The following is a 14,087-nucleotide window of genomic DNA, read 5'->3' as shown; positions in this document are numbered from 1 at the left end:
GGGGGCAGGGGTAAAGCTGGCAAGTGTCCCTTTTGTCGGCAAGGTCAAAAAATTTGCAGGAGAAGCGGTCTATCCTGTTCTTGAAAAAACAAAACCTTTCCATCCGGACAAGGTCATTGATCCCGATCCCAAACACCAGCTATCAGAGCTTTACCAGGGGAAACGAAAAGGAATGAAAAGAACGGACAGCCCTCACAAGAAGGATCTCAATACCGTTGCATTTGATTATGTTGATATCAAGGCAGATATGGAAGTCATCAGTCAGGGGCAAGCCAGAGTCAGTATCAGGGATGGAAGTGAAGTTTACGTCAACGGGAGAGTATACAAACATCACGAGAAAGAGAAATTTTTCCCTGTCCGTGGCGATGGACTGATGAATTTAACACCGGGGGAGTTTAGAGCTTACGGTATACTGAATAAATTTGGTGATACTGGAAGAGCCAGAGAGGTGGTTCAGATGGAAAAAATTCCAGAAACTGACTTTAAAAGAGCTATTGAAATCTTTAAAGAAAATCGAGGGGATTAGTCATGGATTTTTACAATGTGTGGTTAAAAAATGAATACAGCGAAAATGAAATTGTCAATATCACTGCACGTGTATTAGGTATTGATATGGGTAAAATCTTTATCTTAGCGTGGGAAAATACTGAGGACATTTTAAATCGCCCCAAGAACAGTCAAGTGCTGATTTTCTACGATATTGTCCCTGGTGAGTTTAATACATTTATTGACCTTAGAGCAGAGTCACCCTTGAGTGACGAAGATATGTGCAAAGCATTTGCTGTCATTACAAAAGCTGAAACCGTTGGTGAAATGGGTAATGAATTCCAAGATCCGTGGATGTACACCATTTATAATGAAAAAGGGGCTGTAAAAAATGTTGATATAGACTATGAAGTTTTCAATTATCAAGGAATCAAAATCAAAAGAGACTTCCCTCTGGATAAGGAGGAGTTCAGGAAAGCTTATTTGAAAATGCAGAAGGGCTCTTGAAAAATAAGTCCGCTGTAAAGCTGCCGCCCGTTTTCTGACCCACTGTGCGGACAGTCTGCATCCCTCAGATGATTATCACCAAAAACTGCACGACTGGCAGGCAGCCGGTTCAAACTTCGGCCAGGAGATCTTGGAACTGCAGGCCACCGGTTTGTTCACCTACAGCAACGCCGATGGCTGGAAAGACAGCATCCGGGCCAGCCGGGCGACAGCGGTTGCCCATATTATCCTGGCGGGCATAGAAGGTGTTGGTTTCGTCACCGCCGACCTGATGGCCATAAAAGCGGGAAATATGCCCCTGGCTGCAGCCCTTTGGACAGCAGGCACTTATGTTTCAGGTGAAACCCTGGATAGGGGTATTAACCAGCTACAAGGCAAAACCGGCGAAGGGCAACGGGTCATGGACTCGTTTCATCCCGACACCCATCCCGGAGATGAAAGCCTACTGGAGAGTTTTGCGCCACTGTCTGATATTGGGCTGGAGGTGGCGGGTGGCGGTGTTGCCAAGTTGGGGGTGGTGGGTGTCGGAATGGCTATGGCCACCAAAGGTGAAATTTTCTATAAAACAACAAAAGAAGCAACTGCGGCAGCAAAAAAGCTTGGCTATGAAAAAACTCAGTATAAAGTGCATGGCCAAGCAGTTTACTACAACAAAAAGAAGAAAAACTACATTACGAGAGATGTGGGTAGCGGAGATGGTAATGGGGCGCATAACGGAGGCGTATGGAAAATGGCTAAATCCATTGAAGAACTTGGCAGCAAGAAGACCAGGTATGGTACTTTGGATGCAAACTTAAATAAGATTGCAGAATAGAAGGTGTTAATATGAATCTGGTTAAACTGATGGAAATGTTTAAGGAAAAATCGTGCAGTGCTACTCATCATATTATATTCAATCGGGAGTTGTTCTGGCTATGAATATATCACCAGTAGGCAAATTAACACTGAGTCAAATAATTGAAAGGAAGTTGTCATTCCTTTTAAAGAATGATGTTCTTCCATTCGATGGCGATAGTTCCGATTTGGGAGAGCGAGATGCACTACAACAAATGCTTGAGGATTCAAGCTTACTTTCTGAGAAAGCTTTTGAGACTAAGTATCTTGCGAAAGTCGCCAAACTGAATGAGCGCGCTGAAGCCAAAGATTACTCTGTACAGGACAACGACGATTATTATGAGTCCTTTAGTAACACAATAGTTATGATTCTTGAACTTGTGAATCCATTGAATCTATATGATCTGGAAGGCCAATGATGGAGATTTGGTAAATATATTAATAAGTCTGATTTCGTTCCAGTTGTTATGATTCGTATCTGGATAAAGAGGCCTTCAGGTAGGCTTATTTCAAAACGCAGATGGGTTCTTGAAAAATGAGTTTGCTGTAAGCCGCCGCCTGTTTTCTGACCCACTGTGCGGACAGTCTGCATCCCTCAGATGATTATCACCAAAAACTGCACGACTGGCAGGCAGCCGGTTCAAACTTCGGCCAGGAGCTCTGGGAACTCCAGGCCACCGGTTTGTTCACCTACAGCAACGCAGATGGCTGGAAAGACAGCATCCGGGCCAGCCGGGCAACAGCGGTTGCTCATATAATTCTGGCGGGAATAGAAGGCGTTGGTTTCGTCACCGCCGACCTTAAATCAAATCAAGTGCATAACGAATAGCAGTAAACAGGCTACCCGAGTCTACTTTTCCAGTGCCTGCCAGATCCAAAGCCGTGCCATGATCGACAGAGGTGCGAATGATGGGGAGTCCCAGAGTGATATTGACGGCATTACCAAAACCCTTGTACTTGAGAACCGGTAAGCCCTGATCGTGATACATGGCAAGAACGGCATCAGCCTTCTCAAGGTATTTGGGGTTAAAGAGTGTGTCGGCAGGCAAGGGGCCAACCAGATTCATCCCCAGGCTATTCAACTTATCGAGTACTGGAATGATGGTCTCTATTTCTTCCATGCCAAGGTGTCCGCCTTCACCAGCGTGAGGGTTTAGTCCACATACCAGGATTCTGGGGTGTTGAATGGCAAATTTTGTAGCCAGCTCTTTGTGAAGGATTTGGATGACTTCTTCCAGAGATGACTGGGTAATGGCAGAAGAGACATCTTTCAGCGGCAGGTGTGTCGTGGCCAGTGCAACTCTCAGGCCTTCAGTCGCCAGCATCATAACGACTTTTTGTGTATCGGTTTTTTCTGCCAGAAACTCTGTGTGGCCGCTAAAAGGAATGCCAGCGTTATTGATGACTTCCTTGCTGACAGGTGCTGTTACCATGGCATCGAACAGACCATTTTGACAACCTTCAACTGCATAGCTCAACATCTCCAGCACATAGGGGCTGTTGGCTTTATTGAGTTGTCCCGCAGAGCAGGGTTCAGACAGCGTGATGGGGGCAACCAGAAGCGTGCCAGCCTTTGCAACTTGTTGCTCATCAGGGTTGAATAATGTCAGTGTCACCTCCACGCCCAGTGTGCGTGCTCGTTCTGCCAGAAGTTCTGGGTCAGCGGCAACGACTATTTGTGCAGGAAGTGGCTGGTTAGCCAGCATGAGGCAGAGATCGGGTCCAATACCGGCAGGTTCGCCAGAAGTAATGATCAGCCTGGGCAGTGAGTGTGTGGTCATATATCAGCCATAAGTGAAAAAGGTTCCACTAAAAACGGTTGGCAGGAAAATAGAGTCTACAAACAGCCAGAAAACAGCAACGCCCCGGGTAAACCGGGGCGTTGCTGTTTTCTGGCTTAAAAGATCAGGTTTAGAGGCGTACTTCTACGTAGCTCTGATCTCTGATTTCACGCAACCACACTTGAAGCTCTTCTTCAAACTTGCGGTTACCCAGTACTTCACGAACCTTGTTCCTGCGAACCTGGTTGCTGATGTCTGAGTTACGTGTGCCCAGTACCTGCAGAACGTGCCAGCCATAGGAGCTCTTGAAAGGCTCGCTGATCACTTTCTGGGGCGTATCTTTCATGGCTTTCTGGAATTCCGGAACCAGTGATTTCGGAGAAACCCAGTTCAGATCACCGCCATTCAACGCAGAGCCAGTGTCGTCAGAATAAGCCTTGGCCAGCTCACCAAAGTCCTGACCGGACTCAATGCGGTCGTACAGGCTCTTGGCTAACATTTGCGCTTCAAGATCACTGCGAATCTCGTTGGGCTTGATCAGGATATGACGAACATGGACCTGCTGCTCCATATGCTTTTCATTGCCACGGGTGTCGATCAGTTTGAAGATATGAAAGCCGCCAGGGCTTCGGATCGGTGTCGACACTTCTCCGTCTTTCATCTTCAGGGCCTGTTCGGCAAAGAGAGAGGGCAATTGGTCAGCAGAACGCCAGCCCAGATCACCGCCTTTCAGGGCGTTCTGGCCGCTGGAGTAGGTGAGAGCCATCTCTGCAAAATTGGCACCTTTATCAAGCTGAATAGAAATATTATTGGCTTTCTTTTCGGCTTCCCGAACCTGAGAAGGTGTCGGGTTGTCCGGTGTGGCAATCAGGATATGACCCAGACGGTATTCAATCTGCATGCTGGCCTGGCCTTCAGGCGATTTCAGAAAGTTATCCACTTCCTGCTCGCTGATCTGAATGCGCTCGGCAATCTGCCGTTGACGCACACGGTTGATAATCATCTCACGACGAATTTCTTCCCGGGCATCTGCGTATGACAAGCCGTCAGATTCAAGATTTTTCTTGAAAGCTTCAACAGACATACCATTACGCTTGGCTATTTTGCTGATGGCGTCATTCAACGTCCAGTCATCAATGCGGATTCCGCCACGCTGACCCATCTGCAATTGCAGATTCTCCAGAATCAGTTGCTCAAGCACCTGTTTCTTCAGAATATTGTCAGGAGGCATAGAAATATTTCGGCTGCTCAGCTGACGCTGGACGGCTTCAATACGATTATTTAGTTCGCTTTCCATTACCACGTCCTTGTCGACGACGGCAACAATGCGATCCAGTGGTACGGGCTTGGCGTTAGCCGTACCTCCGACTACTGCAAAGACGCAGCAGGCGGCAAAGAATAGATTCTTCAATCCCTTCATCATTACTTCTCGCGAATCTCGTAACCTTGGATACCTTGCAAGTATTCCGTTCCGGAGCTACCGGTAATATTACCCAGTCCACGCAATATGAACTGGAAGAAAACACCGTTCTTCGGATCAGGGTGGTCGATATTATCATCTGTTTCGATCCATGAACGCCAGAAAAACCGAACCTGATAACAGCAACTGTTGTATTCGACACCAGCAAGGCTCTCAAGGTTCCTCTTGTTAGTCAAATCATATTGCCAGCGACCCATACCCACCCAGCTGGTGGTCATCGGGATCGGCCAGGCAAAAGACAGGTCGGTCTGTTTCATATTGTTATTGGTGGTCTGGAAGCCTTTGTTAGGGTCGCTGGGATCCACCAGTACATTATGCCCATCCTTGTCCTGAACATAGCGCTCTACCTGGTCCCTGAAGCGGAAACCCAGATTCACAGTCTTACGCTGTTCGGGCTGCCAGCGATAGTACATACCATAGTTATCCAGGCGATTCTCGTTGGTATTCCAGGAGAAGTCCTGTCTCAGGCTCATTGAACGGTTGAAATTGTAGATGAATTCCGAGGCCAGTGGCGAGGTTGGATCGGTCAGTTCATTTCTGAGCCTCTCATCCATAGCGTCGTAGTTTTCATCAACATCAATCGGAGGCTTGCCTTCCTGACCCAGATTGCTGGCTATATAAACCCTGCGATCCTTAAAGTAGACAATCTGACCGATACCAAAGCGCATCCGCTCAAAGCCATCATCTTCAATAAGCCGTGTGGTGACACCCAGTGACAGCTGGTTGGCATCGCCAATGCGATCATAGCCACTGAAGCGATTATCCAGCCAGAGTGAACCGTAAGTAAAGCCCATGGCGGCGGTGTCAAAGATCGGGTTGTACTCCTGATTTTCGACATAGGGCGCATACAGGTATTTGGCCCTGGGTTCCAGAGTATGGGTAAAGTCAGTGCCGAACAGGTTGGTAAAACGTTCGAAGTACAGTCCACTGTCAAGGCTGAAGGACGCAGCCGTCGTGTTTGGAGACTTGGTAAAGTCATTGGGGTCAATGGCTGAAGTGCCATAGGCGCCCTGAAGATCTTTAATGACTTCGCTTTCCACCAGATTGTTCAAACTGTAATTAACACTGCGTACTTTGACTTCCGGTGTCAGGAAGCCCCAGACGGTCTGCATTGGGTAGCTGATGCCTGTCTGGCCATAAGCCCGGCCACCCTCAGCCCGCTTTATACCGAAACCTTCATCATAAATGCTCTTTTTGATATCTGGATCTTCAAAAGCCGGATCGTCAATTTCCTGTTTGAACCGCCAGTCATCCGCCCGGCTGAACTGGGTGTAATCCGCCAGGTAGTTGACCTGTAATGTTTCACCGGCTTGCCAGTTGCCACTGAAAACCAGTTGCGGCAGTTTGTTGTATGGGTCATCAGATGTCTGGCTCATGTTCTTGAACTGATGAGCATTCAGATTGAAGGTCCAGTTGTTGTAGTCATTCCCTCCCAGGTACTGGGTACCTGCCATCTGATTCAGAGGGGCGGAACTGGACAGGTTCAGGCTGGTGCCAAAATCCTTGATGTAGTTTTTGTCGCTGGCATCGGCATAATCGAGCTTGGCCGTCCAGCGTTCAGAAAAGCGCTGGTTGTATTGCACACTGGCCAGCCAGCGTTCCTGATCATAATAAGGATTTTCGTCTTTCAGTTTATCCTTATTGGTCAGTCCGGAAAGGCCCACTTCCCCATCACCACTTTCGTTCATGTAGCGGAATTCGTTTTCCAGCAACAAGCCTCGCTTGGACATAATGCGAGGAGTAATGGTGGCATCGTAGTTCGGTGCAATGTTCCAGTAATAGGGCAGGGTTAAATCCAGACCGTTATCACTGTTTGAGGCAATCGTCGGATACAGAAAACCAGACTGACGGCGATCATCAATTGGGAAGTACATGTACGGCGCGTAGAAAATGGGCAGCCCTTCGACTCGGATGACTGCATCACGTGCTGTACCAAAACCGGTATTGGGGTCCAGGGTGACGTTCTTGCCTGTCAGCAACCAGCTTTCATCACCGGGGCGGCAGGTCGTGTAGGAAGCATCATCCAGTACCAGCGTGGAGTCCTCATTACGGATGATTTCTTTTGACTCACCCCTGGCATGAGCTTCGTGCATGGCATAGCTGGCATTCTTGACGGTCGCCCGCCCGGTATCGAGCAGCATGTCACCATAATCACCTACCAGCAGAGTGCCCGGCTCACGGAAAACCACGTTGCCTTCAAATTCTGCATAGTTGGTCGTGCGGTTCATCCGGGCCGTATCGCTCTGGAGCTGGCGGTTACCCTGCCTGACCGAAACATTGCCAGTCAAAGTGGCTACTTCATCCTGGTCGTAAGCGGATTCATCCGCTTCGGCAACAATCGGTGCTGCATCAGGATTGCCCGAGAAATTTTTACCAGGGCGGGCAGGTTCTGAATAGTTACCAACACACCAGGGTGTTTCCTCATCAAGCGCTTTTTGCTTACTTTCGCTGAGTTGGGATCTGGGTAACCAGTCGAGCGTTTCTTTGAGGTTGGCCCGGCTGTTACTGGTAGCCACAGTGACTGTCTGGCTGCTGGATTTTTTACGAGCGGTTTCAGTCACAGCAGGTACCACAGGGCGAGGGGCCCGTTTCATGGTACCTGGCTTAATAGGCTCGACTGAACATTGCCAGCCGGAGCCATCAGAGCTGGCTTTACAGCTCCACTGATCATCAGGCGACAGTGTGGATTCGGCATAAACCTTGGCGGCCGGTTGGCTGGCAAGCAGCACGGTGGCAATCGCTAAAGGTAATGTCCTTGGTTTGAAAGGTAGAGGGTGTTTCTCCATGAGCTCAACTATCCCGGGCCGTTCTTATTACCGTGGATTGATCGCTTGCTCCTTGTTTCCTCCGGTATAGACCGAAGTGGGAGGCAGCGAAATGCCATGGTCGATGGCTGTTTAAATCTGCTCTGTCATGCCTGATACCTGCACAGAAAACCTTGTCACTTATCCTGCTGCTTGAAACAGCGCTCTGTACAACAGTGGTTAGGGCATTGTGTGTGGTTGTCATGATCGCCAGCTGTTCCGAATACATGAAGGTTCAGGTCAGCAGTCTGCCAAATATTGACAGACCTCTGAAAAATCGTAGAGCGAACATCTGCTTTTTACCATGAAAATAATGTCCTGCTGTGTGTTATATAGAGGACGTTGTTTTCATTACATGGTTTTTTGCAGCGGAGGATGATACCTGAATTCCCCTCTGAATAGTCTGCAAAATGGCGCTTCTTTTAATTTTTTACCTTTTGCCTGATGACTTCTCGTTCCAGAGCCTGTTCACCGTTTACAGTGAAAAACATTGGCTGCGTCGCTTTACAGACTTGAGTGTGACGTAAAATGTTTTTCTTTGCCCATGACTGTTTATAGCCCATGGCTGTTTATAGCCAAGCGCGATCGCTATCACAGTGAACACACAACAGGGTCAGTTATCACTGTTACTAGTCTGTGTTACTCTGTCTTTCAGTGCAATAAATTTCATCATTTAGATGTTAAACCTTCAGTCGATCAGTCCGAATATTGCATAGACGGCCATGAATGTAAGAGAATTTTTTTCACCATCCACGGCAGAAGAGTCACTCCAGTGTCACCGGTTTCAGAGCCTTGCAGCCAGACCGTTTCCAGAGGAGTCTCAGTCGGGCTGGCAAGTCAAATGGACTCACTGAGCCTGAAGGTGACTGCTTAATCAATACAGGATATGCAAAACAAGTGACACCGTCTTCTCACGAACGCCTCCAGAAATTAAAACAATGGGCGCACAAGGCTTTAACGCCGGGTCAGGAATTACCCGTCTGGGCTGCCCAGATGAGCCCAGTGGGTGGAGATGCCGGATTCAGAAACTACTACCGACTGCAGGTGCCTGAAGGCTCATTGCTGGCGGTAGACGCCCCGCCAGAAACCGAAGATTCCCGTGCTTTCGTCTCTATTGCCGGTTTGCTCAAGGCCCAGGGCATTTGTGTGCCGGGTGTGCACTCTGTGGATTATCAGTCAGGCTTTATGCTGGTGGATGATTTTGGTGACACATTGTTGCTGGAAGTTCTGAATGACAACAGTGCCGATGAGTACTATCGAAAGGCACTGGATATTATCCTGCAAATACAAAGGTGTGAGCCTGATACTCTGCCCCCTTATAGCCGTGAACTGTTAATGACCGAGCTGGAGATCTATTCTCGCTGGTTTCTGCAAGCATTGCTGGGGCTGGACGTGGAGCCTACTTCCAACAAACAGTTGGGCAATCTGTTTGAACTTCTGACTGAGACCGCCTTGCAACAACCCAAAGGGGTCGTTCATCGCGATTTTCATTCCAGAAACCTGATGGTGCTTTCCGAAGGCAATCTGGGCGTGATTGATTTTCAGGGAGCGCTGCATGGGCCGGTATTATACGATGCCGTTTCGCTGTTGAAGGATTGCTATATCCGCTGGCCCAGACACAAGGTCGAAAGCTGGTTGAGGGTGTTCATCAAGACTCACCCCCAGCTCAAGGATGTTAACTTTGACACCTGCCTCAAATGGTTTGACTGGATAGGACTGCAAAGGCACCTCAAATGTCTGGGTATATTTTCCCGGCTCTGGTTCCGTGATAACAAGCCTCAGTACCTGCCAGAAATTCCAGCTACCTTTGCTTATGTTGTGGATGTCTGTGAACGGTATGAAGCGCTGGCCTCCCATGCCGAGTGGCTCAAGCAGTCAGTAGCGCCGATTCTGGACGATTGTATTGCCGCTACCCGGAAAGAGACCGAACAGTGAAAGCGATGATTCTGGCCGCCGGTTTAGGCAAAAGACTCAGGCCGTTAACATTGGAAAAGCCCAAGCCTCTGGTGGAAGTTGGTGGCAAGCCATTAATTGTCCATCATCTGGAAAAACTTTCTAAAAGTGGCTTTCGGGACATTGTGATCAACCATGCCTGGCTGGGAGAGAAGCTGGTTAAGGCGTTGGGAAATGGCGATCATTGGGGACTGAATATTGAATATTCGGCGGAATCGGAACCCCTGGAAACCGGAGGGGGTGTTTTCAAAGCGCTGCCTTTATTAGGTAATGAACCCTTCCTGTTGATCAATGGGGATGTGTTTACCGACTATTCTTTCCAGTCTTTGCCCGAGTCACCCCCAGAGCTGGCCCATCTGGTACTGGTGGATAACCCCGGTTTCAAGGAAGTCGGCGATTTTTCTCTGGATGAACAGGGATTGGTGCAACCCGAAGGTCAAAACAAGCTGACTTTCAGTGGCCTGAGCGTAATATCAGCAGAACTCTTTGCACATTGTAAATCAGGGGCATTCAAGCTGGCTCCCCTGTTGATTGACGCGATGGCCTCGGGCAAAGTGACGGGCGAACATTATTCTGGGCTCTGGACCGATGTCGGTACAGTGGAACGATTGCAGAGTCTGGAAGAGCATTTAAATCAAAGCAGGGCAATATGACGGCAATTCTGATCGGTGTATTCATCGGTTTTGTGTCTGGAGGACCTTTTGGGGCGCTATTCGGTGGCATCCTGGGTGCCTGGATAAACCGGAATTACATTAATCCTAATCAACAGGCGGGTGGCAGGCCCCGTGGGCATTTTAATCGCCAACGGGCTCAAAGTGCGTTTTTCCAGGCCACCTTTCTGGTCATGGGCAGGCTGGCAAAAGCCGACGGACGAGTCAGTGAGCATGAGATTGAAATGGCATCAGCCATTATGAATGAGATGCGCCTGACCCCGGATCAACGTAAAGTCGCGATCAATCTTTTTAATCAGGGCAAACAGCCTTCTGCGGATATTAAAGAGGCTTTGGCTGAGTTTCGCCGAGTAGCGGGTTCAAGCACACTGGTTCCCCTGTTTCTTGAAATTCAGCTGCAGGCTGCTTATGCCGACGGCAGCCTGACTCAGACTGAGCGGGCGGTATTCAAGCATGTCTGTGACCAGCTGGGGGTCAGCCAGATCAGTTTCGAGCTGTTGCACAAGCGGTTTCAGGCCCAGAGAGCCTACTACCATGCCGGTGGACAGCAAGGGGGAGGCTGGGCACGTCCAGACAGTGGTCAAAGTCTTTCCAAAGCTTATGAAGTCATCGGCGTAGAGTCTTCTGCGACAGACAGTGAAGTGAAAAGAGCTTATAGAAAACTGATGAGTCAGCACCACCCGGACAAACTAGTGGCTAAAGGCCTGCCTGAAGAGATGATGGAAGTGGCCAAGCAGAAAGCCCAGGAAATTCAGGTAGCTTACGACCAGATTCGGGAACACCGGAAGAACAAGTAGCCGCCGTGAAGCCTGTGGGGAACTTTCCCGAGAGCGAGTGGACTAATGTTCCACTCAATCGCAGAGCATGGAGTGCCTGTTGTCATGGAAAGGAAGCTTTCCCTCCCACAGGAGATTCACCCATGTATATGGTTAGAAAACGCTTCATGTACTGGCATGTTCCAGCCACTTCCCGGATCACTTTGAAAAGAGAGCGTGGAGAAGTCTATTGCTTTTTTCCTGCCAAGCTGGTCAAAAAACTGAAAAGTGCTGTGAAGTATATGGTCAGTCAGATCCACGATCCGGTGGCTAAAACTATCCGTGATCGCAAGGTGGTTCTGGGCTGAATCAGGGTTCAGGGCCTTGCTTTCTAGTCTTATGGAGCAGGGCCTCTCGCCAGATCGGAAAACATGCTCCAAGCCGTCTTCAGCTTTCAAAGAGATTGGCTTCCACGGTACTTTCTATAAAAGCGGTTAATGCCGGGGAGACCCATCGGTTGGCAATCCAGACCATATAAAGTCCCAGAGATAAATCGTCATCCTGCCAATTGAGGCTGACCAGTTCTCCACGTTTTAGCTCCTCAGCGACAGATATTTCGCTGATAGCAGCCACCCCCATCCCCATTTTCACACAGGCTTTTATCGCTTCAATACTGATGAACTCCATGCGCTGTTCAGGCAGAACACCTGACTTTTTAAGGGCGGCTTCAAAGGCATTTCGATAACTGCAGCCAGGCTCGGTTAACAGCAGAGAATGACCTGCAAGATCCTTGGCCAAAACCTTTTTCTTTTTAACGAGCTCATGGTTTGGATCAGCCACTACTACCACTTTTTCTAGACCGATAAGTCGCTTTTCCATGTTGGCCAGAGCGGCTTCTTTCTCCAGTAGAAAAGCCAGGTCGACCTGGTGATTTGCAACCTGCGAAAGCAGCTCTCTGACATTCAGGGAAGCAACACTGACTTGCACATCCGAATAGTGCTCAGTGAAAGCTTTCAAAATGCCTGGTAGACGATAAGTTAATACCGTTTCATACCCTGCCAGTGTTAAGCGACCGCTGATCGTCTGGCTCTTTTTAATGGATTGTTCTGCCTCATCTCGCAAAGCCACGATTCGATCTGCGTATTCCAACAATTGTTCGCCCGCCGAAGTGAGCGCTACCCCCCGGCCATTGCGATCAAAGAGTCTGACATCCAGTAATGCTTCCAAAGATCGAATGTGTGCCGTTACTGCTGACTGGACATAATGAAGCTGTCGAGCTGTTTCAGTGAAATTCAGCGTTCTGGCTGCCGTTCGAAACGTCTGTAGCTGCTTGAAGTCCATTCTCACTCCTTTGAAATCATTAATTGTGATTTCTGAAATCTTAATCATTCAATTTATATGATAGCTAAATCTTGCCAGAATAGCTGGATCATCATTTCAACAACAAGGGAGTAGGGAATCATGATGGAGCAGGGAATGGATAAACTTCGCCTTAAGGGCACGCTATGCGCACTAGTCTGTGTAGCGCTATGGGCAATGATTCCGGTGGTATCGAAACTGGGTCAGGCTTCACTGGACCATCATCAGTTTTTATTCTGGTCCAGCCTGTTCTCACTGATTATGGTGGCAGGCCTTTGTGTATACAGCGGTAGTTTAAAGCATTTAAAGAAATACTCGGCCAGGGACTGGGGACAAAGCACCGTATTGGGGTTACTGGGTACCTATCTCTATTTCCTGTTGCTTTATAAAGGCTATGCCGGTGGCAAGGGAATGGAAGTTTTGATTGTGCAGTATACCTGGCCTATTTTTGTTGCCCTGCTGTCCGTGATCATTCTTAGAGAGACACTGAATGGTCGTAAGATACTGTCCCTGTTGTTGGGGTTTGCTGCCATTATTCTGGTCTTGACCAAAGGCGAGCTACAGGCTCTGTCTATAAAAAACTCCTCCCTGTTGCTATGGGTCATGGCTGGTGCCATCTGTTTTGCCCTGTTTTCAGTATTAAGCAAGCGAATCCAGTTGGAAGCTAATAGCTTAATGCTGGTGTTCTTTGGGGTGGCGACCCTGGCCTCTTTTATCTCCATGCTGGTGTTTTCCGAATTCACGTTGCCAGACAGCAAAAGTCTGATGATTGTGATTATCTCTGGTGTATTGGTCAATGGTCTCTCAGATGTGCTGTGGCTATGGGCTTTGCGTAGGACGGAAGCCTCTTTTCTGGCACCTTTTGTCTTCCTGACACCTCTGCTGTCAACGCTTTATATGCTGTTGATTTTCTCAGAACGTTTTTTGCCTTTTTACGGTGTGAGTCTGGTATTGATTATCTTTGCAGGTGTTATCAATACATGTTGGCCAAGCCAGGGTAAAAGAAGAACAGTATCTCAGGATAACTCATTGCAAAGGCGGTAGATCTCAGAGGCAAGTGCTGATTCTATGCCTGGTTATCCCTTGCTGGGCTTGAAGATATAGCGGCTGAAATAATTCAGCTGCTCCACAGTCGATACGGGTATCATCTCGGTCCTTTCACCTTTCTTAATACCATAAACTTCAACCCCTTCCTGCTTTAATGCGTAGTGAGCATTGACTTGATTCAACCGAGAGGACAGGGACAAATTAAAATGCCCTGTATCAAATTCCAATATCATCAATAGGTTTTGACAAGACTGTTACAGAGAAAGTTTCTTGCCAGAGAAAGTAATCGTAATTCCTAAAAAACTGCTGGACAGAGAAAGAGAATAATACCTTTCCCTTGCAGCGACTATCCTTTATCCCATGGTTTTCTCAACCCGCAACGAACAGCAGAGTGAACAGACTGCAAAGCT

At 48.3% G+C, this 14,087-nt stretch carries 13 protein-coding genes; 9 read left to right on the top strand and 4 right to left on the bottom strand.

Annotation, left to right across the window (positions count from 1 at the left end):
• The 4 genes from ACR2PX_RS18315 to ACR2PX_RS18300 all read left to right on the top strand — a co-directional run.
• Positions 1-526 (top strand): hypothetical protein (locus tag ACR2PX_RS18315; protein WP_434000803.1); only part of this gene is annotated, 526 nt, incomplete at its 5' end.
• A 2-nt stretch (positions 527-528) separates the two neighbouring features.
• Positions 529-993, top strand: a complete 465-nt coding sequence (locus tag ACR2PX_RS18310) for a hypothetical protein (RefSeq protein WP_434000802.1) — start codon at positions 529-531, stop codon at positions 991-993.
• Between the two features lie 130 nt (positions 994-1,123).
• Entirely contained in the window at positions 1,124-1,807 is a 684-nt protein-coding gene (locus tag ACR2PX_RS18305; protein WP_434000801.1) for a toxin C-terminal domain-containing protein, read from the top strand.
• A gap of 100 nt (positions 1,808-1,907) precedes the next feature.
• Positions 1,908-2,246 carry a hypothetical protein gene (locus ACR2PX_RS18300; RefSeq protein ID WP_434000800.1) on the top strand — a complete coding sequence of 113 codons (339 nt, stop codon included), beginning with the start codon at positions 1,908-1,910 and terminating at the stop codon, positions 2,244-2,246.
• A 381-nt stretch (positions 2,247-2,627) separates the two neighbouring features.
• Here ACR2PX_RS18300 and pdxA read toward each other — a convergent pair whose 3' ends face one another.
• From pdxA to ACR2PX_RS18285, 3 genes are all read right to left on the bottom strand, one after another.
• Positions 2,628-3,608 (bottom strand): 4-hydroxythreonine-4-phosphate dehydrogenase PdxA, encoded by a 981-nt coding sequence (gene pdxA, locus ACR2PX_RS18295; protein WP_434000799.1) that lies wholly within the window; start codon positions 3,606-3,608, stop codon positions 2,628-2,630.
• A 130-nt stretch (positions 3,609-3,738) separates the two neighbouring features.
• Positions 3,739-5,031: a peptidylprolyl isomerase gene (locus ACR2PX_RS18290; protein WP_434000798.1), complete on the bottom strand. Its 1,293-nt coding sequence runs from the start codon at positions 5,029-5,031 to the stop codon at positions 3,739-3,741.
• A complete protein-coding gene (locus ACR2PX_RS18285; protein ID WP_434000797.1) occupies positions 5,031-7,874 on the bottom strand; it encodes an LPS-assembly protein LptD in 2,844 nt (947 codons plus the stop codon). The genes ACR2PX_RS18290 and ACR2PX_RS18285 overlap by 1 nt, the downstream gene beginning before the upstream one ends.
• A gap of 915 nt (positions 7,875-8,789) precedes the next feature.
• On the opposite strand from ACR2PX_RS18285, the gene ACR2PX_RS18280 reads away from it, so the two are divergent.
• The 4 genes from ACR2PX_RS18280 (at position 8,790) to ACR2PX_RS18265 (ending at position 11,639) form a co-directional block, all read left to right on the top strand.
• A complete protein-coding gene (locus tag ACR2PX_RS18280) occupies positions 8,790-9,827 on the top strand; it encodes an aminoglycoside phosphotransferase family protein (protein ID WP_434000796.1) in 1,038 nt (345 codons plus the stop codon).
• Between the two features lie 5 nt (positions 9,828-9,832).
• On the top strand, positions 9,833-10,498 hold the full coding sequence (gene murU, locus ACR2PX_RS18275) for an N-acetylmuramate alpha-1-phosphate uridylyltransferase MurU (RefSeq protein ID WP_434000804.1): 666 nt from the start codon (positions 9,833-9,835) through the stop codon (positions 10,496-10,498).
• Positions 10,495-11,313: a co-chaperone DjlA gene (djlA, locus tag ACR2PX_RS18270; RefSeq protein ID WP_434000795.1), complete on the top strand. Its 819-nt coding sequence runs from the start codon at positions 10,495-10,497 to the stop codon at positions 11,311-11,313. The genes murU and djlA overlap by 4 nt, the downstream gene beginning before the upstream one ends.
• A 122-nt stretch (positions 11,314-11,435) precedes the next feature.
• On the top strand, positions 11,436-11,639 hold the full coding sequence (locus tag ACR2PX_RS18265) for a hypothetical protein (RefSeq protein ID WP_434000794.1): 204 nt from the start codon (positions 11,436-11,438) through the stop codon (positions 11,637-11,639).
• A gap of 79 nt (positions 11,640-11,718) precedes the next feature.
• Here the strand turns inward: ACR2PX_RS18265 and ACR2PX_RS18260 are convergent, their stop codons facing one another.
• Complete coding sequence (locus tag ACR2PX_RS18260; protein WP_434000793.1) at positions 11,719-12,612, bottom strand: LysR family transcriptional regulator; 894 nt, start codon at positions 12,610-12,612, stop codon at positions 11,719-11,721.
• 135 nt (positions 12,613-12,747) lie between these two features.
• Here ACR2PX_RS18260 and ACR2PX_RS18255 point away from each other — a divergent pair, with 135 nt between their 5' ends.
• Complete coding sequence (locus ACR2PX_RS18255; RefSeq protein WP_434000792.1) at positions 12,748-13,674, top strand: DMT family transporter; 927 nt, start codon at positions 12,748-12,750, stop codon at positions 13,672-13,674.
• The last annotated feature ends 413 nt before the right edge of the window (positions 13,675-14,087 follow it).

The organism is Endozoicomonas sp. (assembly GCF_051008435.1).
Classification (GTDB): Bacteria; Pseudomonadota; Gammaproteobacteria; order Pseudomonadales; family Endozoicomonadaceae; genus Endozoicomonas_A.
This window is presented reverse-complemented; position numbering and strand designations above follow the sequence as displayed.

Excerpts from the sequence above, each read along its gene's own strand:
- ACR2PX_RS18310 (WP_434000802.1), top strand. The coding sequence starts at position 529 with ATGGATTTTTACAATGTGTGGTTAAAAAATGAATACAGCGAAAATGAA.
- ACR2PX_RS18300 (WP_434000800.1), top strand. The coding sequence starts at position 1,908 with ATGAATATATCACCAGTAGGCAAATTAACACTGAGTCAAATAATTGAA.
- ACR2PX_RS18290 (WP_434000798.1), bottom strand. The coding sequence starts at position 5,031 with ATGATGAAGGGATTGAAGAATCTATTCTTTGCCGCCTGCTGCGTCTTT.
- ACR2PX_RS18285 (WP_434000797.1), bottom strand. The coding sequence starts at position 7,874 with ATGGAGAAACACCCTCTACCTTTCAAACCAAGGACATTACCTTTAGCG.
- ACR2PX_RS18260 (WP_434000793.1), bottom strand. The coding sequence starts at position 12,612 with ATGGACTTCAAGCAGCTACAGACGTTTCGAACGGCAGCCAGAACGCTG.
- ACR2PX_RS18255 (WP_434000792.1), top strand. The coding sequence starts at position 12,748 with ATGGATAAACTTCGCCTTAAGGGCACGCTATGCGCACTAGTCTGTGTA.
- ACR2PX_RS18265 (WP_434000794.1), top strand. The coding sequence starts at position 11,436 with ATGTATATGGTTAGAAAACGCTTCATGTACTGGCATGTTCCAGCCACT.
- pdxA (WP_434000799.1), bottom strand. The coding sequence starts at position 3,608 with ATGACCACACACTCACTGCCCAGGCTGATCATTACTTCTGGCGAACCT.
- djlA (WP_434000795.1), top strand. The coding sequence starts at position 10,495 with ATGACGGCAATTCTGATCGGTGTATTCATCGGTTTTGTGTCTGGAGGA.
- murU (WP_434000804.1), top strand. The coding sequence starts at position 9,833 with ATGATTCTGGCCGCCGGTTTAGGCAAAAGACTCAGGCCGTTAACATTG.